Here is a 19,826-nt window from a genome sequence, read left to right as displayed (position 1 = left end):
CGGAATTTCTCTTGCCCTTTATGGAACATTCGTGTTCCATAAATTCATGCTTGAATCCGACGCTTCTCAGCCCGCACCGAAATGGAGCAATCTCCGCGTCCTCTCGGAGTTTGCTCGACCGCATCTGCCGTCGCTCCTCCTCGGATTGGTATTGGCGCTGTGCGGCTCGGCGGCGACGCTGGCAACGCCGATGGTCACCAAGTGGGTTCTCGACACCCTCGATACCGGTGCGTCGCTGAAAGGACCTATCCTCACGCTCGTCGTCCTTCTGATCGTCGGTGCCGTGCTCGGTTGTGCTCAGTGGATCGTTCTCGGAACCGCCGCCGAGAAGGTTGTCTTCGACGCCAGGTCGTCGCTGGTGAGGCGATTCCTCGCTGCGACGGTGCCGTCGCTGCAATCGCGATCCGTGGGTGAATTGGTCACCCGGGTCACGTCTGACACCTTGTTGCTGCGGGAGGCTGCGTCGTCGGCCGCGGTGAATATTCTGAACGCAGCCGCGTTGACCATCGGAACGATTGTTCTGATGGGCGTACTGGATCTGCCGTTGTTGGGCGTCACCATGGTGGCAATCGTGTTCGCCTCCATACTCTTTGCGGTTCTGATGCCTCGGATTTCCGCAGCGGAAGCACGAACCCAGGAATCGCTCGGTCAGCTCGGCGGCGTTCTCGAGGGTGGCTTGCGTGCGATCCGGACGGTCAAGGTTTCCCTCGCCGAGGATCGCGTCGGGGCTCTGGTGACGAACAACGCGTCCGATGCGAAAAAGCATGCGATCACGGCGGTGCGAGTGTCGGCAACCGCGTGGACTGTCGCGTGGACCGCCATTCAAGGATCGATCATTGCCATCCTGGGCTTCGGTGCCTGGCGAGTCGCCGACGGCGAAATGGCAGTCTCGACGCTCATCGCGTTTTTGCTCTACGCCTTCACCCTGATGGGGCCGGTGTCGGAGCTTGCGCAGAACGTGACCTCCGTTCAGTCGGGAATCGCGGCAGCTATCCGGATTCGCGAGATGCAGTCGTTGCCCACCGAGCAGTACGACGAGGTCGTGGACGTGGTCGCGAAAACGAGCGCTGCCGCGCCGCTGATCGAGTTGCGCGACGTCACCGTGAGCTACCACGGATCGAACCAGCCGGCGTTGCGCGATGTCTCGCTGGTCATTCCGACGCGTGGGCACATGGCCATCGTCGGCCCGTCGGGCGCAGGAAAGACGACCTTGCTCTCGACCGTGCTGCGATTTGTCGAACCTCGATCGGGTGAGGTTCTCCTGCATGGAGTCGGTTACGACGCGCTCGATCACCGCGCTGTGCGCGAGAGTCTCGCGTACGTGGAGCAGGAGACACCGGTGGTGCCCGGAACGATTCGGGAGAACGTCGTCTTCAGCCATCCCGATGCGACGGACGAAGAAGTCCAGGCCGTTCTGCGCTTGCTCCGGCTGGACGACGCGATCGAGGCCCTGCCCAACGGACTCGACACCGCTCTGACGGCCACTTCGCTGTCGGGCGGCCAACGTCAGCGGATCGCGATGGCGCGCGCAGTTCTGCGGCCGAGTGCTTTGCTTCTGCTCGACGAAGCCACTGCCCAGGTCGACACGCTCACCGAAGCCGCGATTGTCGACGCGATCAACGAACGTGCGCGCACCGGGGCCGTGGTGACTATCGCTCACCGGCTCTCGACGGTGCGTGACGCCGACTGGATCGTGGTCATGGAAGACGGTCGGATCCGCAACATCGGCAACCATGACGAGCTCATGGACAAGGACGATCTGTACCGCGACATGGTGGTTGCCGGCCGGCTCGATCAGGGCGAGGCGATGCTCGAAGATTGTTGACCCGACGCGTCGGCGTGTGCGAGAGTGCTGATACCGAGCGATCGCTCGGTCGGGATGTTCTTTCGGAGGTGGCTGGTGGCAATCGATCTGACGTACGCGCCCGAGGTGGTGGCGCTGATCGAGAAGACGCGCGACTTCACGCGCAACGTAGTGCTCCCCATCGAAGACGAACACGCCGGTGACATCGCCGTCGCGGGTGGCGATGCCATCCGCATCGAGATGCAGGCGGCAGCAAAAGAAGCCGGTGTCTTCGCACCGCATGCACCGATCGAGTACGGCGGCCACGGACTCAACATGAGTGATCGCGCGCCTGTCTTCGAGGAAGCCGGCTACTCGCTCTTCGGGCCGACGGCGCTCAACATCGCTGCGCCGGACGAGGGCAATGTTCACATGCTGGCCCACATCGCGAACGAAGCACAGAAGCAGCAGTTCCTCGCGCCGCTCGCAAGCGGGGACATGCGGTCGGCATTCGCCATGACCGAACCCGCGCCGGGAGCGGGATCCGATCCCTCGGCTTTGAACACCCGCGCCGAGAAAGTCCCCGGTGGCTGGAAGATCAACGGTAAGAAATGGTTCATCACCGGCGCCGACGGCGCCGGATTCTTCATCATCATGGCGCGCACCTCCGGTGAGCCCGGGCAGCGCGGCGGAGCGACCATGTTCCTGGCGCCGACGGACACTCCCGGCCTGGTAGTGGGTCGACACATCGACACCCTCGACAAGGCCATGATCGGCGGGCACTGCGAGGTCACGTTCGAGGATCTCTTCGTACCCGACGAGGCCGTTCTCGGTGAGGTCGATCAAGGTTTCGCCTACGCGCAGGTTCGCCTCGGTCCCGCCCGCATGACGCACGTGATGCGCTGGCTCGGTGCAGCGCGCCGCGGCCACGACGTCGCCGTGGCCAGGGTTGCCGAACGAGAAGGCTTCGGCTCGAAACTCGGTGATCTCGGAATGATCCAGAAGATGGTCGCCGACAACGAGATCGACATCGCAGCCAGCCGCGCACTTCTGGTGCAGGCCTGCTTCGAACTCGATCAGGGCGGGCACGCGAGCAACGCGACGTCCATCGCCAAGACCTACGCTGCCGAGGCGATCTTCCGGATCGTGGACCGCTCCATTCAGATGTGTGGCGGAATGGGCGTGTCCGGCGATCTGCCGCTGGCACGCTTGTCCCGCGAAGTGCGTCCCTTCCGCGTCTACGACGGCCCGTCCGAGGTTCATCGCTGGGCAATTGCGAAACGTGTTGTCGGAGCTGCGAAGCGCGCTGCTCGGGAGGAGTCGAAGTGACGGACTTTCCAGGACTCGATCTCGCGGCGCTCCACAAGTATCTGCAAGCCGCAGGCGTCGAGGTGAGCGGTGAGTTGCGAGCCGAACTGATTTCAGGCGGCAAATCCAATCTCACCTACGGAATCTTCGACGACAACTCGAAGTGGATTCTCCGTCGTCCACCCACGGCCGGCCTCACGCCGTCGGCGCACGACGTTGCGCGTGAGTTCCGAATCACCTCGGCGTTGCAGAACACCGCCGTGCCGGTCGCGCCGACCGTCGTGCTGTGCGAGGACGCCTCGGTGATGGGTGCGTCGTTCACGGTGGTCGAGTTCGTCACCGGTCAAGTGATCCGAACCAAAACCGAGTTGGAAGCTGTTCCGGCAGCGCAGGTCACGCAGTGCACCGACGAGTTGGTGCGTGTTCTCGCTGCCCTGCACGACGTCGACTACACCGCAGTGGGTCTCGGCGAACTCGGCAGACCCGACGGTTACGTAGCCCGCCAGGTGAAGTTGTGGGCCGGTCAATGGTCACGCGTCAAGACCGAGGACTCGGCCGACGTTGACAGGTTGGCGTCGAGCCTCGCGGAATTGATTCCGGCGGAATCAGCCTCGTCGATCGTGCACGGCGACTACCGGATCGACAACACGATTCTCGCGGCGAACGACGTCACCAAGGTTGCCGCAGTGGTGGACTGGGAACTGTCGACGCTGGGCGATCCGCTGGCGGACATCGCGATGATGTGCGTCTATCGGCATCCCGCGCTGGATCTGGTTCTGGGTGAGCCTGCCGCGTGGACGAGCCCGTCGCTACCGTCCGTTGTCGATCTGGCGCAACGGTATTCGTCCGTTTCGGGTCGTGAACTGGCGCATTGGAACTTCTACATGGCGCTCGGGTTCTTCAAACTCGCCGTCGTGGCGCAGGGCATCGATCACCGATTCCGAGCAGGAGCCACCGTCGGCGGGGGATTCGACAAGGCTGGATCTTCTGTGCCGGAACTGATCTCGGCCGGACTCAACGCACTGCAAGGGAAATTCGAATGACTCGATCAGCACTGGTCACCGGCGCCTCCAAGGGAATCGGGCTCGGCATCGCAACGCGCTTGGCTTCGCAAGGGTACGGGCTGACCATCACGGCGCGTGATGCCGAACGGCTCGCCGTTGTCGCCGAAGAACTTACGCGCGCCGGATCGCCGAACGTCGTCGTCTCGGCCGGCGACATGGCGGACGAGAACTTCGCCGCAGCACTCGTCGCCACACACAGTGAGCGATTCGGCTCCATGAGGGCTCTCGTCCTCAACGCCGGAGTGGGAACCAGTGGGCGAGTGGTGGATTACCCGATGCGACGTTTCGACAAGACCGTTGCCGTCAATCTCCGGACACCGTTTGCACTATTGCAAGCGTCGCTGCCGCTCCTGCGTACAGCGGCGGACGCGGACCTTGCCGGCGGAGCGAAGGTGATAGCTCTCGCCTCGATGGCCGGTGTGTATGCCGAGAGCGGCCTGGCCGTCTACGGAGCCACCAAAGCTGCGCTGATTTCGATGGTCGAGGCACTCAACGCCGAGGAATCCGGAAACGGCGTCAGTGCGACGGCCATCGCTCCCGGTTACGTCGACACCGACATGTCGGCATGGACACACGATCGGATCACACCGGACACCATGATCAAGGTCGACGACATCGTGGAGTTGGTGGACGGTCTGCTCAAGCTCTCGTCTCGAGCGGTCGTTCCGAAGGTCGTCATGGCGCGGGCCGGGACCAACGGCTACTCCGCCTGAAATTTCAATCCAGCTTGGCTTCGCCCCGCTTGCGAAAGAAGTGAAAGCCAGGCACCCCGACGATCGCCTGCCGCAGGTCCTTGACCACTCCGAGGAGTTCGTGGATCTCGGGCGAGACGGAGTCCAAGGTTCCGAGGATGGGCAGCACCGCGGCCACCCGATCGGTGAGCTCCGGTAGTTGGTCGATCAGCTTGATCGCGGCGCTGACCTCTGCCTCGGAAAGGTCGTCGGCGAACCTGGCGGCCAGCGGCGCGAGCTGTAGGGCGATGGGCTCGTAGATCTCGAGGAGTTGTCCCGCGATGTCCGACGTCTGCTCGACGGCCTCGACCAGTGTCTCAGCGCGAACGGTCACGGCGGCGGCTCCGATGACGACGCGGTCGGCGTTGTCGGCGATCTGGTTGATGCGCGCCACCAACCTCTCGACCGAGAAGAGGAGCGCCTCGAGTCGAGTGGGCAGGGTGACCGCAAATGCGACCGTGGACAGGGACCAGTGCACCACGTCGCCGACGGAGCGGACGACGGTGGAGCTGCCGGGCAAAACTAGAGCCATCCCTCGATACTGCCTGATGTGACGTCAAAGTACAGGTAAATCTCACATTCACGAGGCCCGCGGCGTCTTCGAGGTGTCGGTGCCGGCGCGGACAATCACTTCACCCGCTGCCTGCCGCACCGCGCAACCTGGAAGGATCGAGACATGACGGCTATCCGTACGCACACTGTGATCGACTCGCCGATCGGAGCGTTGACGCTGGTAGCAGCAGGTGACGACCTCTGCGGTCTGTACATGGCGGAGCATCGCCACAAGCCGGACGAGTCCACGTTCGGTGATCGTTCCTCGGCGGTCTTCGGTGAAGTCGAATCGCAGCTCACCGAGTACTTCGAGGGTGATCGCACGGAGTTCTCCGTGCCGTTGGCGCCCGTGGGCACCGAGTTCCAGAAGCGGGTGTGGGACACCTTGCGAACGATCCCGTACGGCGAAACCTGGACCTACATGGAGCTCGCGCAAACTTTGGGTAACCCGCTTGCGATCCGTGCTGCCGCCGCGGCAAACGGCAAGAATCCGATCAGCATCATCGTTCCCTGTCATCGTGTGGTCGGTAGCGACGGAAGCCTGACCGGTTTCGCCGGCGGCCTCGAACGTAAGCGGTTCCTGCTCGACCGCGAGCACGGCGGCGAATCGGATGTCCTCTTCTGATGCGCTCGGCTCACAATTCGGTGATCGGGAACGTCTACCGGTCGTGACACTCAAACCGTTCGAAGACGTCGTGACCGAATACGGTGCAGTGGTCCTCCGTGTCTGCCGCGCGGTGGTCGGGCCCGTCGACGCCGAGGACGCGTGGTCCGAGACGTTCATCGCGGCGATGCGGGCATACCCGGATCTGAACCCGGACGCGAACATCGAAGCCTGGCTGGTCACCATCGCGCACCGCAAGGCAATCGACATCACCCGAGTGCGTGCCCGCGTGGCCGTGCCGACAGACGACGTTCCGGAGTTGCCGACGCGAATCGGCGTGCCGGGCACGTGGGATCACGAACTCTGGAACGCACTCGAACAACTACCACTCAAACAACGTGCGGCGGTCGCCTATCACTTTCTGGGTGGGCTGCCGTACGCAGAGATCGCGGACATCCTCGGCAACACGCCGGCAGCCGCCAGACGCGCGGGTGCCGACGGTATCGCCACCCTACGAAGAACCTACTTGTCCGCTACCGCTGCGGAAGGGAGTCACTCATGAGTAACGATGTGTTCGAGGCACTTCCAGCCGTTGACGCCGACGCCATGATCCGCCTACGGGCGCGCCTGGCTGCGCAGGCGTCCGAAGCCGAATTGATCGACGTGGCATATCGAACCGTCGATTCGCCGGTCGGAAAGCTGCTGCTGGCGGCAACTGATGTCGGCCTGGTGCGGGTTGCCTTTGCCGTCGAAGGGCACGACCTCGTTCTGGAACGATTGGCGGACACCGTCAGCCCTCGTGTGCTTCATTACCCGCGCAGGCTGGACACTGTCGCTCGCGAGTTGGACGAGTACTTTGCCGGTGCGCGTCGAGAATTCGATCTGCGCTTGGATTTCCAACTCGCGAAAGGGTTTCGACGCGAAGTGTTGCGTCATCTTCCCGAGATCGAATACGGCCACACTGCAAGCTATTCGGTGGTCGCAGCAGCGTCGGGAAGCCCGCGTGCGGTGCGTGCCGTCGGGACCGCATGCGCAAAGAATCCGCTGCCGTTGGTGGTCCCGTGTCACCGCGTGGTGCGCAGCGACGGCAGCCTCGGGCAGTACGCCGGCGGCCCCGAACTGAAAGCGATTCTGCTGGATCTGGAAGCCGGCCGGTGAGCGCAGTGACGCTGCGCTTTCAGGCGCCCTATGCAGTCGAACCGCTCACCGGTGCCCTGCGGGCTCACTGCGTCGCAGGCCTCGAGCGTCACGACGACGGTGTTCACACCAGAGTCGTACCGTTGCCTTCCGGACCCGTTGTCGTGTCGGTGTCGTGGACCGACGACGGTGTCGTCGTGGATTCCGATGTGCCGGTAACGGATTCCGCAGTGCTGGAGGTGATCGTGCGCCGTTGGCTCGACCTCGACGCCGATCACACTGCTGTCGAAGCGGCGTTCGGTAGTGATGAGTTGTTGGCCCCACTTGTTGCCGCCCGTCCAGGATTGCGTGTGCTCGGTTCGGTGGACGGGTTCGAGACCGCAGTGCTCACCGTTCTGGGACAACAGGTTTCGCTCGGCGCGGCGAGGACGTTCGGTGGTCGTTTTGTCAGCGCATTCGGAGCGCCGGTGCAAGGGGATTTTCTTGCCTTCCCTGATCCGGACGTGGTTGCAGCGCAATCAACCGAGGGCATACAGAAAGCCGTCGGATTGACCACAGCGCGCGCAAGAACAGTGCACACGCTGGCAACTGCGGTAGCGAACGGCCTCGACCTCTCCTGGAATGCGGATCCTGTCCAATTTCGGCGAGAGCTGTTGGCGCTAAAGGGGATCGGACCGTGGACCGCTGACTATCTCACCGTCCGGATTCTCGGTGATCGCGACGCATTCGTACCCGATGATCTGGTGTTGAAACGTGCGCTGGGGGTCTCGACGGCCAAAGAAGCCGCAGCGTTGTCCGAGCGCTGGCGACCCTTGCGAGCCTACGCGCTCTTTCATCTGTGGACCAAGGAAGCGTTTCTGTAGTCGGTCAGTCTTTCGCGCGCGCCAGTTCGGACGGCCACCAAATACGTTTCCCGATGTCGTGAGAGAGTGCCGGCACCAGGACGCTGCGCACGATGATCGTATCGAGCAACACACCGAAGGCCACGGCAAATCCGATCTCGGCGAGGAAGACCAGTGGCAGGATGCCCAGTACGGCAAATGTTGCGGCCAAGACGATTCCGGCTGACGTGATCACACCGCCCGTCACCGCAAGACCGCGCAGTACACCTGCACGGGTGCCGAATTCTCCGGTCTCCTCCCGGACTCTGGTCATCAGGAAGATGTTGTAGTCGATACCCAGCGCGACGAGGAAGACGAAGGCGAACAGCGGGAACGATTGATCCGCCCCGGCGAACCCGAATACGTGTGTGAAGAAGAATCCGCTCACACCGAGGGTCGCCGCGAATGAAAGCACCACGGTGACAATCAGAATCACCGGGATCAGCAGAGCGCGGAGCAAAGCGGCCAGAACCAGGAAGATCACCACCAGCACGATCGGGATGATCAGGTTTCTGTCGCGGACCGAGGCCGCCTGGACATCAAGGGTGGTGGCCGTGCTGCCGCCGACGAGCGCGTCGGCGCCGGGCACGTCGTGGACGGCAGTCCGCAGTCGCTTGACAGTTTCGAGTGCCTGCGGCGAATCGTAAGAGTCGGCGAGGGTTGCATTGATCATGGTTCGGCCGTCGATCGGTGCAACGGTGAAAGCCGCAGGGGCGCAACCCGCAGCGGCGGCTTGTGCGACGGCAGCGGGGTTGGTCTTGATCAACTCGCTGACCTTTGCGACGTCCACCTGGGTGCAGACGGCGCCGGGATCCTGCGAGATACCTTCGACGCCGCTGGCTGCTTTGATGACGGCGTCGGCCTGGTCGGCGTTTGCGGTGATCACGGCCGGTGCGCCGGCTCCGGGATCGAACTTCGAGTCGTAGAGTTCTTGTCCGACAACAGCGTCGGGACGATTGGTGAAGCTTTCGGTGGATGTCAGGCCATCGGTTTTGAGACTGCCGATCCCGGCCGCGAACAGGATGATCAACAACACTGTGGCGCCGATCCACAGTGGGCGGTCCTTGCTACCGACGGCCTCGGCGATCTTGCCCCACATCCCGTGCGTCGTAAGGTCTGCGGCGTGATCGACCTTGGGCTTGCGCGGCCAGAAGACCCACCGTCCGGTGGCGGCCAGAGCGACCGGCATGAACGTCATCATCACCAGGTAGGTGCAGGCGATGCCGATGGCGGCGACGGGTCCGAGGCTCTTGTTGGAGTTGAGTTGAGAGAACGTCAGGCAAAGCAGACCGAGAATCACGGTGACAGCCGAAGCGGTGATGGCCGGCGCAGACTCGCGCCAGGCCTTGATCATCGCGTCGAAGCGGTTGGGATACGTGTGCAATTCTTCGCGATAGCGAGAGATCAAGAGTAGGGCGTAGTCGGTACCGGCACCGATCACCAACACGAAAAGGATGCCTTGAGATTGTCCGGTCAGAGTGAGTAATTCGGCTTTCGCGAGGAAATAAATGACCATCGACGACAAGCCGATGGCGAGGAGCGCGGAGAACAGCGGGAAGAACCACAACACCGGCGATCGGTACACGACAAGCAGGATGAGGATCACGACCAGGAGTGCCGCGCCAAGGAGCGCTCCGTCCAGACCGGCAAAGGCGTCGATGAACGCAACGAGTAGCCCACCTGGCCCGGCTGGGAGTACCTCGACATCACCAGCTGCTTGTTTTGCTGCGTCGATGACGTTCTGCTCGGTGGTCGCCAGGACATCACCTGCCACGGCGGTGTCACCGTCTTTGGCCACGAGTGGCACGAAGATCGACGCAGTTGTGCCGTCGGCGGAGTACTGAGTGGGCTGCATACCGTCGGCGTCTACTCCGGAGATGCCGGCAATGGCGCCGTAGGCCGAGTTGATTGCAGATTTGTCCGCCTCGGTGAGGGCCGAATCTCGATGGAACAGAACAAATCCAGGGATCGTCTCGACTGCGAGGAAGTTCGCGGATTGGTTGCTGACGATTGTCGATTCGGCGGAACTCGGGAGGTACGAGGCGTTGTCGTTCTTTTGAACCTCGGCGAGCTTGCCTTGGAAAGAACCGCCGAATCCGCCTGCGACGAAGGCGAAGATCGCAAGGGCGATCACGGTGAAGATCGGCAGGCGAAGCCGTTTGACCGCTCCGTGCTCGTTCCGTTCTGCGTCAGTTGTATCCAGCTTGGTCATGGTTCTCCTCGAACGCAGTCGACCAGCACCAACAAAGCAACGTTTTCCAGTAGAACACGCAATACGGGTGCGGTGGAACCACTTGGCGTGGAATTGACGACGCTACGAAGTGCCTTTGCCGTAAGTCTCGCGGGCTGCGACGTCCATGGGAAAACGGACGACTGTGTCGCCGAACAACAATCGAGTTGCCGAAGCCGCGGCGGCCAGCACGTGGGCGGTACCTGACTCAGGATTTCGGGTATGCACGACTACCTCGTCGTGCTGGAAGAAGACCAACTCGCCGTCCGGATCTTCGGCGAGGCGGCGCCTGAGGTCGGCCAGGAGGCACAACGCCCACTCGGACGCAGTGGCCTGAACGACGAAGTTTCGCGTGAAACGACCGCGGGCATGAGCGTCGCCGTGGGAGTAGAAGTCGGGAGACGGTGGGGGACAGGCCCGGCCGAGCAGTGACTTCACCACCTCGCCGCGCTCACCTGCCTTGGCAGCTTGCTCGACGTACTCGACGGCGACCGGGAATCGCTTCCGCAACAAGATGAGCAGTGCTTTGGCTTCACCCGCCGTCGCCCCGTACAGGACTCCGAGGATTGCGACCTTGGCTTTTGCGCGATCCCCGCCGAAGGCTTCGGCACCGACAAGTGCGTACAGATCGTCGTCGCCGGCGGCAGCCATCATGCGGCGGTCGCCGGACATGGCGGCCAGAATTCGGGGTTCGAGCTGACCGGCGTCGGCGACGACGAACACGTGGCCCGGATCTGCGACGACGCTCGAGCGCATGGTCTTAGGAATCTGGAGGGCCCCGCCGCCCCGGCTCGCCCACCTGCCGGACACGACACCACCGGGAACGTAGATCGGGCGGAATCGATCGCCCCGCACCCAACTGTCCATCCACTGCCAACCGTTGGTGCTGTACAGCTTGGCGAGTTCGCGGTGACGTAGGAGCAGCGGCACAGCCGGATGATCGATTTCCTGCAGAAACCACTTGCGCGTCGACGGAAGTTCGATGCCCTGACGTCCGAACGCCTCGGTGATCTCCACCGAAGACGAAGGATTGACGGTGCGCCCGAAGATCTCGCTGATCTGGGCGGCAAGTTCCTGCATACGAGCGGGGAGGTCGTATCCCGTCGGCCGCGGCCCCAGTCGTTCTTCGAGGAGTTCGCGGTGCTTCTGCGTCGAGAACGGCAGGCCCGTGTGCGTCATCTCGGCGGCGCTGAGAGCGCCGGCCGATTCTGCTGCGATCAACAAGTCCAGTCGAGCGTCCGTGCCGATGGTTGCGCGCTGATCGGCGAATTCGGTGGCGACGGCGAGAGGATCGAGAACGGGTGCAGTGTCGAAGAGTCCGAGTCGATCGTCGTCGAACTCCTCGGCAGGCGGTGACGGTTTGCCGACGCGCATTCCGAGTATCGCGCGGGTCAGGGAGATGTCGTGGCACCGCTGAACCCGTACGCCTGCCCGCAGTAGCGGTGGGTACACGGTCGCCGTACTCGGCCACACCCACCGCGGGTGCTCGGCTTCCTCGATGGTGCGCACCGCTGCGATCAGGTCGGGGTATTCGACGGGATCGGCGAGCGTTCCACCGGGATCGGTCCGTAGGACAGTTGCCGTCACAGCTCCCGTGGACGTCGTACTACCGGGGACCAGGACAACTCGCACGACATCAGTGTGACGGCAGGGTCCGACACGCCATCGCTCGGCGCTGCTCAGGCCCCGACGAACCGGATGTGCTGACCCGGGCGGGCTTGGCCGAGTCGGTCGATATCTGCGTCCGCGACCACTCCGACCACCGGATACCCGCCGGTGATCGGGTGATCGGTGAGGAACACGACAGGTTGGCCGCTGGGTGGGACCTGGATCGATCCGAGCGCTACACCTTCGGTGGGGAGTTCGGCGTCATTCGTTCGTTGCAGCAGTTCGTCGGTGCCGACACGATCGAGTCGCGCCCCGATTCGGTCCGAGTCGGTCGAGACCGCCCACTGCCCCCGCAGGAGCGATTCGGGGTTGGTGAATCGATCTGCGCGCGGACCGAATACGACTCGAATGTCGAGAGTCTCGTTTGTCATCGGTGGAACTGGTGCAAGGTCGACGAGCGAGAACGCGGTCGGCGAAGGCCCGATCGGGAGAACAACCTTGGGCTCGAGAGGCGCCGGACCTATCCCGGACATGGTGTCGGTGCTGCGCGATCCCAGGATCTCGGGAACCACAATGCCGCCTCGGACGGTCAGATACGTCCGCAGGCCATTCGGTGCGTAGTCGAGGCGGACGGTCTGACCGACGTCGAGAGCGATCACGCTCGAATGCCCGACCGGAATGCCGTCGCGGTAGGCCTGTGCGGGCGCCCCGGTGAACGCGATCGTTGCCTGTTGCTGCGCTCGAATGCTCAATCCGCCCAGGAGGACCTCGACGCCTGCCGCGCCCTCGTCGTTGCCGACGAGCCGGTTGCCGAGTTTGAGCGATCGCCTGTCCGCAGCACCGGAAACCCCGACGCCCGAGCGAAGGTGTCCGGTCCGTCCGAGGTCCTGGATCAAACTCAGCGGCCCGGTGTCGAGTATCTCCAGACCGCTCATCGGTCGTCCTCGTTGACGAAGCGCACGCGGCACCCGGGCTGAACGGCGGCCGGTGGTGTGGCGTTCAGATCCCACATCACGGCGTCGGTGCTCCCGATGATCTGCCAGCCACCCGGCGATGCCCGCGGGTAGATCGCGCTGTATCCAGCGGCCAGGGCGACGGAACCGGCTGGCACTGCGGTTCGCGACTGAGTTCGACGTGGAACGTCGAGCCGAGTGTCGCCTGAAGTCAGGTAGGCGAAGCCGGGTGCGAATCCGATGAAGGCGCAACGCCACATCGCCCCGGTATGGGCCGCAACCACCTCGGAACGGCTCATTCCGAGTGACTGTGCGACGTCGTCGAGGTCGGGCCCGTCGTACCTGACGGCGATGGTGAGTGCATCCGTCTCGAAATGCTCGTCTGTGGTCGCGGCAGAATCGGTCTGCTCGAGATCGTTCAAGCGCTTCCGGACGTACGTGAGATCTGCCGCCGGGGTGCACGTGACCAGGACCGTGCGAGCTGCGGGGAGGAAGTCTTCGACCCCGACCGGGGTGTTACGCGTCAGTGCTTCGGTGAACGCGAGAACGCCAGCTTCGGAATCGAAGTCCACGAGCAATGCGCGTTCTCCCGCGGGAAGTATGCGAGTCACAGGGAGGGCTCCCTATCGACTCGAGTCCGCTCCACGTCCGCTCGCATCGCCACGATGAAACTCGCGATGGTGGCTCGCTCGGCCGCGGTGTAATTGCCGAGGGTGCTCACCGCCCGTGAAATGAGTGGGCCGAAGTAACTCTCGCCGAGTGCGACTGCGGTCGGTGTGACCTGCAAGAGCACCCGCCTGCGGTCCGCTGAATCTCGCTCCCGAGCTACGTGCCCCGCTTTGACCATCCGGTCGACCAGTGCAGTCACCGACGCCGAGTTGATCCCGAGCTGTGAGCCCAACCAACCTGGCGTCGCCGATGTGTTCGAGCGCTCGGCATCGAGAAGGCAGATCAACGCGCGCACGTCGGTGGAGTGCATTTTGTACTTGTTCGCAAAGCCGGAAACCGCCACGTTCAAGTCGACGGTCAGTGCGCGAAGCGAGTGGACGATCGCCATCGCTTCGTCTTCTGCATCGCCGACGCTCAAGGATGCCTCCAGCCCTGGTGTGTTGTCTCTTGATTGTCTACTATCTCGATAATCGAGAGAAATGGGGGTGGGGGATGGACTTCAATCGCGCATACGACGCCGTACTGACCAAATGGCCGCAGAAACCGCTGGGTGTGGACCTCGCGGGGCGGTTCGGTAGCACTCACGTGAACGTCTGTGGACCTGCAGACTCGCGGCCGTTGATCCTTCTGCCCGGGGGAGGTGCCACTTCGACGGTGTGGTTCGACAATGTTGGGGCGCTGTCGAAATCCCGGCGTGTTTTTGCCGTCGACACGCTGGGTGATGCCGGACTCAGCATTCCGAATGGTGATCGGATGAAGTCCGTCGCCGATCTGATCGAGTGGATGGACTCGATAGTCGATTGCACCGGGGTCGACACCGTCGATGTGATCGGACATTCCTACGGCGCGATGATTGCGTTGGCCTTTGCGCTGCATCGACCGGAACGTCTCGGCAAACTTGTTCTGCTCGACCCTAATTCGAGTTTCTCCGGCATGAAGGCGGGCTACCTTCTGCATGCGCTTCCGCTGTTGCTCTCCCCGTCGCGAGCACGCCGACGGCGACTGTTGGAATGGGAGACAGGCGAGTTGAGTATCGACTCCGACTGGCTGTCTCTTGTGGAAGTGGGCACTTCGGATCTACCGCGACCCGATCTCGTAGTGCCTCGACGTCCTTCGAAGGAGGCCTTGAGCGCACTGGATGTCGAGTTGCTGGTGGTCCTCGCACAGGACGGACGGGTGCATGACGCGGAAACGGTGTCGACGTCGGTGCGGGAGAGGATTCCCGCAGCACGTGTCGAGGTGCTGAAAGATGCTTCACATCACAGCATTCCGATGGTTCCCGCCGATGAAATCAACCGGGTGCTCGTCGACTTCTTGGAGGGCTAGCGAATCAGGGTGCGACGACGCACCCCGGACCGATCGGTGTCGCCGGATTGACATCGACCGTTGTGACCGGCCCGCCCGCGGACGTCTGGTAGGCCATCAGAGAGTGTTCGCCCGGTGCAGTCGGAGTCCACAGCGTGACGGCGTGGCCGAGTACGACCGGCAAGGTGAAGTAGGGATTGACGGTGTCCCAGATCAGTTCCTGCGGGAACATGGTCGACGCCCGGTTCATGTCGACAATCGAGACGTTCGGCTCGTTCAACGCTGCTGTCCTGGCAACCACCAGATACGTGCAGCCCGCTCCGTACGGCGTCGTCGGCCCGCTGCTGAGACCCGGAAGGATCGTGACGTCGACTACGTCCGCGGACGCTGAAGTCGCGGAACAGATGGCTGCGCCCGCGCAGAGGGCGGCGGCGATCACGGAAGTGCGAGCGATACGTGAAAGTGTCATACCAGCAGGTCGGTTTTATCTGGGTGGGTGTTACAGGCAGACTGACCGGATGCGCGCACTTCACGTTCTGCTGGCCGGCTTCGGCTTCCTGCTGGGGTTCCTGATTATTGTTGTCTCCGGCCTGATCGAGTGGGCGTCCTTCGCCTCCCGAACCGATTTCGCCTTCGTCGGTGACTCCGCCGTGTCGGTTGGTGTTTCCAACGAGGCGATCTACACCGCCGTCGCTGCTCCACTGGTGGGTGCGCTGATGGGCTGGCTGTCAGCTGTCATCGCGACGAGGTTCGGGTGGAGCCTCACTCGTGGGAGTGTCACTCTGGCAAGCGAGTGACCAGGGCATTGCTCTTGCTGGTTCGTGGGATATGAGGAAAGGCCCCGACCTCAACAGAGATCAGGGCCTTCCTTTGTATTGCGCTACTTTTGCTCCGAGCTACTTCTTGGAGACGCGGAGCAGCTTCTTGTTCACGAACTCGTCCATTCCCCACGGACCGAGCTCGCGGCCGACTCCGGAGCGCTTGACTCCGCCGAAGGGCAGACCGGGCAACGTCGTTCCGTGCTCGTTGACGAACGCCATTCCCACGTCGAGATCTGCGGCGACCGACCGGGCGGAATCGAGATCGCTGCTCCAGACGGATCCGCTCAGACCGTAGACCGACGAATTGGCAAGTTCCACAGCCTCGCTGGCCGACTTGACCTTGTAGACGACTCCGGCAGGTCCGAACAGTTCTTCGCTGTAGGCCCGCATGTCCGGTGTCACGTCTGCGAGCAATGTCGGTTGAACGTAGGCGCCCGGGCCGTCGATCTTCTTTCCACCGGTCAGCAGCGTGGCACCCTTGGACACAGCGTCGTCGATCTGCTCGATCAGAGTATCTGCCGCGCTCTGCGAAGAGAGCGGACCCAAGACTGTGGATTCGTCCAACGGGTCACCGGCAGTGACGGATTCGAAGGACGTCGCCAACTTGTTGGTGAAGTCGTCGTAGAAATCTTCGGTGACGATGAAACGCTTGGCCGCGTTGCAGGCCTGGCCGGCATTGGACAGACGTGCCTTGGTTGCGGACTTGACGGTGGCATCCATGTCGTCGGAATCGAGGACGATGAACACGTCTGATCCGCCGAGTTCGAGGACGACCTTCTTGAGATTGCGTCCGGCAGTTTCGGCGACGCTGGTTCCGGCGCGTTCGCTGCCGGTCAGTGACACACCTTGAACTCGGGGATCGGCGATCATGTCCGCGATCTGCTCGTTGGTCGCGAAGACGTTGACGTAGGCGTCGTCCGGCAATCCGGCTTGTCGCAGAATCTCTTCCATCAGCAGCGCCGACTGCGGACAGTTCGATGCGTGCTTGAGAATGATCGTGTTACCGAGCATCAGATTCGGTGCCGCGAAGCGGGCGACTTGGTAGTACGGGAAGTTCCACGGCATGACGCCGATGAGAGCGCCGATCGGTCGCCGGTACACAACCGACTCCTCGGCCCCGGGAACGTCGAGTCGTTCTTCCTCGAGCAGTGCCGGACCGTGGTCTGCATACCACTGATAGATCGCGGCCGAGAGTTGTACTTCGCCCTTGGCCTCGCGGACCGGCTTACCCATCTCCAAGGAGATCATTCGGGCCAGTTCGTCTGCGCGCTCTGTGTACAGTTCGGCGGTCTTGCTCAGGACTGCCGCACGCTGCTGTGGCGCACTGTTGCGCCAGGTCAAGTAGCCGCGATGCGTGTTCGCAAGTGCGGCTTCAACTCCGGCGTCATCCAAAGTATCGAATTCCCTGACGGTTTCACCTGTCGCGGGATTGACTGTTTTGTAATTAGCCATAGTTGTACAACGTGCGGAAGGGGCTCGAAGATTCCCGAAACGCGCAATCACATTGAATCGGCTCAACAGGTTTCGATCAAATCCCGGCTGGGTACCATGTCACGCCACCTTGGGACGATGGGTGCGCTCGTAGCCCTTGCGGTCGTAGAAACGGGTGGTCACGATGCCGAGTACGACGCCGATCAGTAGCCCCACCAACGTCATCCAGACGGCATGCAGCAGGCCTGCCTCACCGCGTGCGCCGAAGAACAGGATCGATCGCGTGCCCATGTAGATCTGGTGCATCGGCTCGAATTGCGCCAGCCAGGCATACAACCTGGGGCTGGCTTCGAGGGGGATGGTGCCACCGGACGAGGGCAGCGCGAGAATGACGAACACGAACAGGTTGATCAACATGCCCAACGAGCCGAACGCGGCCATCACCGACATCGCCGTGATGCCCACCGCTGTGATGACCAGCGCGCCGTACTCCCACAATGCAAGCCCGTGAGTGACCGGCATTCCGAGGGCGCGACTGATCCACTGGAACAACGCGGAGACTATGCCGGACAACACGATCATGAATGCCCATTTGACGAGCAGCGTTCGAAACCTGTTGATACCCACAACGTCGTTCTGAACGAAGAGTGGACCGAATTCGGTAGGCGCGTATCCGAGCATGCCGTCCACCAAGGAATTGACCACGGTTGCTCCGGTGAATCCCGCAAGGACCAACAGCAGCGCGAAATAGAATGCCACCAAACCGAATCCGGTTCCGTCGGGAAGCGGATCGTGGGCAACCGTGAGTACGTTCACCGGGTTTTCGAGCAGCAGGCGGCTCGCTCCGGAGATCTGGGTTCCGGTGCCTCCCGCTTCCAACTGCGCGGTGACAAGGGCGGTGAGTTGCTCGCCCATGTTCTTGTTGACCGAGGCGAGGGCTGTGGTTCCGATCGACTGGACCAGCGATGCCGAGACGGAACCGGCGCGAGGATTGGTGTAGATCGTGATGATCGGTTGCTCTACGTCACCGGCGACGACGCTGGCCTCCGCCAGGATGATCGTCCTCTTCGTGAAATCACTGGGAATCACGATCGCGCCGTACAGCGTGCCGGAGTTCAACCGCGATTGGGCTTCGGCGATACCGATCTGCTGCAGGTCGATCTTCTGGTGGTCGATTCCGCTTTCGAGGCCGGCGACGATGTCGTTTCCGAAGTTCTTGCGGTCGGCGGGGTCGCCACCGGGGAGGGTGTCGCCCTCGTCCTGGTTGACCAGGGCGATCGGGAACTGGTCCAGGTGTTTCTTGGGGTCGAGTATTCCGCCCATGTACAGCGCTGCCAGCGCCGACATCAAGAGGGTGACCACTATCAATGGTGTCAACCAGAATCGTGGTGTGTGCATGACGGTGCGGGCAGACGGCTCCGTGTTCTTGCTCATCGTCAGTCGACCGGCTTTCGTTCGCGCGGAGTTCCTCGGGCTGAGCGTAAACGCAAAGGTGCGCCGGGGCAGTCTTTCGATCTGCCCGCGGCGCTGGAGACCTGTCCGGTCGGCGACAGGCCGGATTGCCGGCAGTCTCATCCGAAAAGGCTGAGAACGGATCGGTAGGGTATGGCCCGCGGCAACCCTGCCGAGACGATTTCGGAGAAACCGTTGACCAACGTGCTGATAGTTGTCCTGATACTCGTAGTGATCGCTGCCCTCGTGTTTGTGATCTTGCGTGGACGCCAGGGCAAGCCGAGTGCTCGCGTCGACCCGCTCGCCGACTATCCCGAGGTGTACGACCCCCACAAGATCGGGGTCGGCGACATCATCACGTACGCGGGTATCGACCATGTTGTTCGAGGGACCATCACGCTCGACGAAGAGGGGTACATCTGGCGTGAGCACCTTCTCGACGGTTCGACCGGTCGTCGTTGGCTGACGGTCGAGGACGACGAGGGCGAATTGGAGATGACTCTCTGGATGCGTCGAGAAGGAACCAACCTGGTCCCGAACGGCGACGTCATTCTCGACGACAAGGTTCACCGCAAGATCGAAAGTGGAACGGCGAAGTTCACGGCCGAGGGTACGACGGGTACGGCCCCTTCCGGCTCGATGGAATACGCGGACTATGCGACCGCCGACAAGACCGGCCTGATTGCATTCGAGAAGTGGGCGCGCGGACAGTCGTGGGAGGTTTCCACGGGACGGGCGGTCACTCGCAGCGAACTCACTGTCATCCACTCGGGCCCCCCGGAATGAGCCTGTATCTACTCGACGTGGAGCCGACCGACGTGGATGCCTCGGCACTGGGGTTGGTACTGGGAGCTCCTGCGCCACCGACCCTCGCCGAGTTGGTGATCGGAACTTCCGACGCGACGCTGACACTCGGAGTGCTCGGGGCTTCGCACGTGGTGACGGCCTGGGCGTCGGGAAAGAAACTGACCGAACAGGTTTCGTGCGATGCTCTTGCAGTCGGCGGTGAACCACTGCCCGCAGTGGAGTCCACGCAAAACTACCGGTTCGAGTCTTCCTCGCTGATCCTGGACCGAGTCGAATTCGATTCGGAAGCTGCATCGTTGAGAGAGTCCGCCGGCCAGGACGGTTGGATCTGCGGATCCTTTCCCGGCGACGACACAGCGTTGACCGCGTTGTGTGGCGTGCGAGACCGCCAGGGGTGGAGTTGGCAGAGTTGGCATTTGTACCCGGGGGAGGGGACAGGAGTGATCGTGAAGACGCGCAGTAGGTGGCGCCCGTGAGGGGGCGGACGTGG

21 protein-coding genes are annotated in these 19,826 nt (G+C 62.7%); 12 read left to right on the top strand and 9 right to left on the bottom strand.

The annotated features are described in order from the left end of the window. Nucleotides 1-46 precede the first annotated feature (46 nt). From RWT78_RS10140 to RWT78_RS10125, 4 genes are all read left to right on the top strand, one after another. Nucleotides 47-1,825 carry an ABC transporter ATP-binding protein gene (locus RWT78_RS10140; RefSeq protein ID WP_113682877.1) on the top strand — a complete coding sequence of 593 codons (1,779 nt, stop codon included), beginning with the start codon at nucleotides 47-49 and terminating at the stop codon, nucleotides 1,823-1,825. 75 nt (nucleotides 1,826-1,900) lie between these two features. Next, nucleotides 1,901-3,112, top strand: coding sequence for an acyl-CoA dehydrogenase family protein (locus RWT78_RS10135; protein WP_314675511.1), 1,212 nt, complete (start codon nucleotides 1,901-1,903; stop codon nucleotides 3,110-3,112). Beyond that, the gene (locus tag RWT78_RS10130; protein WP_007729609.1) at nucleotides 3,109-4,134 is read left to right on the top strand and encodes a phosphotransferase family protein; all 1,026 of its coding nucleotides are present in this window, start codon (nucleotides 3,109-3,111) and stop codon (nucleotides 4,132-4,134) included. Before RWT78_RS10135 ends, RWT78_RS10130 begins: the two co-directional genes overlap by 4 nt. Further along, nucleotides 4,131-4,868: an SDR family oxidoreductase gene (locus RWT78_RS10125; protein WP_314675510.1), complete on the top strand. Its 738-nt coding sequence runs from the start codon at nucleotides 4,131-4,133 to the stop codon at nucleotides 4,866-4,868. Before RWT78_RS10130 ends, RWT78_RS10125 begins: the two co-directional genes overlap by 4 nt. 4 nt (nucleotides 4,869-4,872) lie before the next feature. Here the strand turns inward: RWT78_RS10125 and RWT78_RS10120 are convergent, their stop codons facing one another. Further along, on the bottom strand, nucleotides 4,873-5,418 hold the full coding sequence (locus RWT78_RS10120; RefSeq protein WP_007729604.1) for a hypothetical protein: 546 nt from the start codon (nucleotides 5,416-5,418) through the stop codon (nucleotides 4,873-4,875). Nucleotides 5,419-5,562: 144 nt separating this feature from the next. On the opposite strand from RWT78_RS10120, the gene RWT78_RS10115 reads away from it, so the two are divergent. The 4 genes from RWT78_RS10115 to RWT78_RS10100 are packed head-to-tail and all read left to right on the top strand — an operon-like array spanning nucleotide 5,563 to nucleotide 8,042. Beyond that, on the top strand, nucleotides 5,563-6,063 hold the full coding sequence (locus RWT78_RS10115; RefSeq protein ID WP_003940613.1) for a methylated-DNA--[protein]-cysteine S-methyltransferase: 501 nt from the start codon (nucleotides 5,563-5,565) through the stop codon (nucleotides 6,061-6,063). Continuing rightward, nucleotides 6,050-6,604: an RNA polymerase sigma factor gene (locus RWT78_RS10110; RefSeq protein ID WP_257233144.1), complete on the top strand. Its 555-nt coding sequence runs from the start codon at nucleotides 6,050-6,052 to the stop codon at nucleotides 6,602-6,604. Before RWT78_RS10115 ends, RWT78_RS10110 begins: the two co-directional genes overlap by 14 nt. Beyond that, entirely contained in the window at nucleotides 6,601-7,200 is a 600-nt protein-coding gene (locus RWT78_RS10105; protein ID WP_007729599.1) for a methylated-DNA--[protein]-cysteine S-methyltransferase, read from the top strand. Before RWT78_RS10110 ends, RWT78_RS10105 begins: the two co-directional genes overlap by 4 nt. Further along, nucleotides 7,197-8,042 carry an AlkA N-terminal domain-containing protein gene (locus RWT78_RS10100; RefSeq protein ID WP_314675509.1) on the top strand — a complete coding sequence of 282 codons (846 nt, stop codon included), beginning with the start codon at nucleotides 7,197-7,199 and terminating at the stop codon, nucleotides 8,040-8,042. Before RWT78_RS10105 ends, RWT78_RS10100 begins: the two co-directional genes overlap by 4 nt. Nucleotides 8,043-8,046: 4 nt before the next feature. Here the strand turns inward: RWT78_RS10100 and RWT78_RS10095 are convergent, their stop codons facing one another. The 5 genes from RWT78_RS10095 to RWT78_RS10075 all read right to left on the bottom strand — a co-directional run bounded on the left by RWT78_RS10095 (nucleotide 8,047) and on the right by RWT78_RS10075 (nucleotide 13,938). Further along, on the bottom strand, nucleotides 8,047-10,272 hold the full coding sequence (locus RWT78_RS10095) for an MMPL family transporter (RefSeq protein ID WP_003940425.1): 2,226 nt from the start codon (nucleotides 10,270-10,272) through the stop codon (nucleotides 8,047-8,049). Between the two features lie 102 nt (nucleotides 10,273-10,374). After that, entirely contained in the window at nucleotides 10,375-11,922 is a 1,548-nt protein-coding gene (locus RWT78_RS10090; RefSeq protein WP_314675508.1) for a bifunctional 3'-5' exonuclease/DNA polymerase, read from the bottom strand. 47 nt (nucleotides 11,923-11,969) lie between these two features. Beyond that, the gene (locus RWT78_RS10085) at nucleotides 11,970-12,833 is read right to left on the bottom strand and encodes a biotin-dependent carboxyltransferase family protein (protein WP_314675507.1); all 864 of its coding nucleotides are present in this window, start codon (nucleotides 12,831-12,833) and stop codon (nucleotides 11,970-11,972) included. Beyond that, nucleotides 12,830-13,462, bottom strand: a complete 633-nt coding sequence (locus tag RWT78_RS10080) for an allophanate hydrolase subunit 1 (protein WP_314675506.1) — start codon at nucleotides 13,460-13,462, stop codon at nucleotides 12,830-12,832. Before RWT78_RS10080 ends, RWT78_RS10085 begins: the two co-directional genes overlap by 4 nt. Further along, a complete protein-coding gene (locus RWT78_RS10075) occupies nucleotides 13,459-13,938 on the bottom strand; it encodes a MarR family transcriptional regulator (RefSeq protein WP_314675505.1) in 480 nt (159 codons plus the stop codon). Before RWT78_RS10075 ends, RWT78_RS10080 begins: the two co-directional genes overlap by 4 nt. A gap of 74 nt (nucleotides 13,939-14,012) precedes the next feature. On the opposite strand from RWT78_RS10075, the gene RWT78_RS10070 reads away from it, so the two are divergent. Next, complete coding sequence (locus RWT78_RS10070; RefSeq protein WP_314675504.1) at nucleotides 14,013-14,846, top strand: alpha/beta hydrolase; 834 nt, start codon at nucleotides 14,013-14,015, stop codon at nucleotides 14,844-14,846. Between the two features lie 4 nt (nucleotides 14,847-14,850). Here the strand turns inward: RWT78_RS10070 and RWT78_RS10065 are convergent, their stop codons facing one another. After that, entirely contained in the window at nucleotides 14,851-15,294 is a 444-nt protein-coding gene (locus tag RWT78_RS10065) for a hypothetical protein (RefSeq protein WP_064074241.1), read from the bottom strand. Between the two features lie 49 nt (nucleotides 15,295-15,343). On the opposite strand from RWT78_RS10065, the gene RWT78_RS10060 reads away from it, so the two are divergent. After that, entirely contained in the window at nucleotides 15,344-15,622 is a 279-nt protein-coding gene (locus RWT78_RS10060) for a hypothetical protein (RefSeq protein WP_054188399.1), read from the top strand. 99 nt (nucleotides 15,623-15,721) lie between these two features. Here the strand turns inward: RWT78_RS10060 and RWT78_RS10055 are convergent, their stop codons facing one another. Further along, nucleotides 15,722-17,098, bottom strand: a complete 1,377-nt coding sequence (locus RWT78_RS10055) for an NAD-dependent succinate-semialdehyde dehydrogenase (RefSeq protein WP_039973099.1) — start codon at nucleotides 17,096-17,098, stop codon at nucleotides 15,722-15,724. A 99-nt stretch (nucleotides 17,099-17,197) separates the two neighbouring features. Then, nucleotides 17,198-18,511, bottom strand: coding sequence for a YhgE/Pip domain-containing protein (locus tag RWT78_RS10050; RefSeq protein WP_007729572.1), 1,314 nt, complete (start codon nucleotides 18,509-18,511; stop codon nucleotides 17,198-17,200). Nucleotides 18,512-18,682: 171 nt separating this feature from the next. On the opposite strand from RWT78_RS10050, the gene RWT78_RS10045 reads away from it, so the two are divergent. Together RWT78_RS10045 and RWT78_RS10040 are read left to right on the top strand one after the other, a co-directional pair. Beyond that, on the top strand, nucleotides 18,683-19,315 hold the full coding sequence (locus tag RWT78_RS10045) for a DUF4178 domain-containing protein (protein WP_166502675.1): 633 nt from the start codon (nucleotides 18,683-18,685) through the stop codon (nucleotides 19,313-19,315). Then, complete coding sequence (locus RWT78_RS10040) at nucleotides 19,312-19,812, top strand: DUF2617 family protein (RefSeq protein WP_161121066.1); 501 nt, start codon at nucleotides 19,312-19,314, stop codon at nucleotides 19,810-19,812. The genes RWT78_RS10045 and RWT78_RS10040 overlap by 4 nt, the downstream gene beginning before the upstream one ends. The last annotated feature ends 14 nt before the right edge of the window (nucleotides 19,813-19,826 follow it).

Source organism: uncultured Rhodococcus sp. (genome assembly GCF_963525155.1).
GTDB classification, from domain to species: domain Bacteria; phylum Actinomycetota; class Actinomycetes; order Mycobacteriales; family Mycobacteriaceae; genus Rhodococcus_F; species Rhodococcus_F qingshengii.
This window is presented reverse-complemented; position numbering and strand designations above follow the sequence as displayed.